This is a genomic window from Streptomyces fuscigenes (assembly GCF_021556455.1).
In the GTDB taxonomy this organism is placed as follows: domain Bacteria; phylum Actinomycetota; class Actinomycetes; order Streptomycetales; family Streptomycetaceae; genus Streptomyces; species Streptomyces fuscigenes.
Window position 1 is genome coordinate 1 of sequence record NZ_JAKGCV010000706.1, and the last position, 1,830, is coordinate 1,830.

Annotated in this window: 2 protein-coding genes; both read right to left on the reverse strand. The window is 72.7% G+C overall.

Features of this window, described 5'->3' with window-relative positions; translation table 11 throughout:
• Positions 1-78: 78 nt before the first annotated feature.
• Entirely contained in the window at positions 79-1,089 is a 1,011-nt protein-coding gene (locus tag L1885_RS27930; RefSeq protein WP_235799932.1) for a YihY/virulence factor BrkB family protein, read from the reverse strand.
• 439 nt (positions 1,090-1,528) lie between these two features.
• Positions 1,529-1,830: hypothetical protein (locus tag L1885_RS27935; protein ID WP_235799933.1), on the reverse strand; the 302-nt coding region annotated here is incomplete at its 5' end.

A 1,830-nucleotide genomic window follows, 5' to 3' on the forward strand; every position in this document is an offset into this window, starting at 1 on the left:
CGCCCGGCGCGACAGCGCGGCCGGGGCGGCTTCGGCCGCCGCCCGCCCCGCCGGGGCGGCACCAGCCGTCCGCGGGGTTCAGGCTCCGGCGCCGTGCGCCGCGCCCTTCCCCTTCGCGGAGCCCTTCTCCTTCCCGGCGGCCCTCTCCTCCTCGGCGGCCTTCTCGGCCTCCTCGACCGCCTTCTCGCGCTCGCGTTCCTCCGCGTCCCGCCGGTTCAGTTCGATCCTGCTCGGCTCGTCCTTGCTCGGCGTGGCCGTCCACGCGGCGCAGACCAGCAGCAGCTTGGCCGTGAAGTTGATCCACAGCAGCAGGGCCACGGGGGTCCCGAACGCGCCGTACATCGACTTGCCGGCGACGCCCCTGATGTAGCCGCCGAGCAGCAGCTTCAGCACCTCGAAGCCGACGGCCCCGATCAGCGCGGCCACCACGAGCCGCCGCCTCTCGGGCTTGACCCGCGGCAGCAGCGTCAGCACGTACAGCAGGAGCAGGAAGTCCGCGAGCACGGCGACGGCGATGGACCCCACCTGCAGCAGGACTCCCCCGGGCCCGTCGCCGGGGATGCCGAGGTGCCGTGCCGTCCAGCCGACCGCCGTCGAGCCGAACGCGGAGGCGAGCAGGGAGGCGAGCCCCGCCGCGCCGAGGCCGGCGAGGACCAGGCCGTCCTTGGCCTTGAGGACGATCGGGTTGCCCTCCGGCTTGTCGTCCAGCTCCCAGACGGCGCGCAGGCACTCGCGCATGTTGCCGATCCACCCGATGCCGGTGAACAGCAGCAGCGCGCCCGCCACGATGCCGACCGTGCCCGCGTTGTCGACGAGGGCCTGGAGGTTGAGCTGGTCGGAGATGCCGGGTACCTGGTCGGAGATGCTCTTCTGCAGATGGTCCAGCTGGCTCTGGCTGAGCAGGGCCGCTCCGATCGCGGCGCCGACCGTGATCAGCGGGAACAGCGCGATGAAGCTGAGGAACGTGATGGCCGCGGCGAGCCGCGACCAGTGCACCCGGTCGAGCGTCTCGTACGAGCGCCAGGCGTGCGTGAGCATCAGCCGTTCGACGAACGGGCCGACGACGGGGAGTTTTTTCAGCCAGTCCATGAAGGAGATCTACCCCCGGAGAGCGCGAGCAGTGGTTGCGTGGTCGTCGGCCGCACGGCCGTCGGATTGCCTGGTCGTCCGCGGGCCCGCCGTCCTTCCCGGTCTGCTTCCGCGCGGGCCGGTCGGGATCGCCGGCCGGCTCCTGGCAGGTCCGGCCGCATATGCGCCCGGGCCGCCCGGTCCGCCCCGCTGATTCCCGACTGCCCCGAACAGCGCGGATGATCCGTACCCGTCGCACGGCCCACCCGGCCACCGGCCACCGGCCACCGGCCACCGGCCACCGGCCACCGGCCAGGAACGTCCTGGGGGCCCTCGCGGTCCCGCCCGGGCCGTCCGGCCGTCCCCCGCGATCCGCAGGCCCCGACCTTCCGGTGCGACCGCATGCTTATACGAGTACCGCGACGACCGCACGAAAGTGGGCATTACGGTCGTTAAAGGGCTATACCGTCGCCCCTATGGCTGCCGAGACCTCTGACGCATCCGCGGGCCTGCCCCGCGACGCGAGCGACGACGTGCCCCCCGCGTCCGGCGCGCCCGACTTCGACTTCGGCTCGCTCACCGGCCGCGGCCGCACCGCCCCGACCACCGCCCTGCTGGCGCGCCCGCGCTCGTACGCGGAGGCCTTGCCCTTGAGGTCCGCCATGGTCTTGACGCCCTTGACGTAGCTGGGGACCGAGACCTCCAGCGACGTCTGGTCGTACCACTTGCCCATGTCGTCCAGCCGGCTGCCGTACTTCTTCC

Bases quoted from the DNA above. Each gene is read 5' to 3' on its own strand.
- L1885_RS27930 (WP_235799932.1), bottom strand. From the start codon at position 1,089: ATGGACTGGCTGAAAAAACTCCCCGTCGTCGGCCCGTTCGTCGAACGG.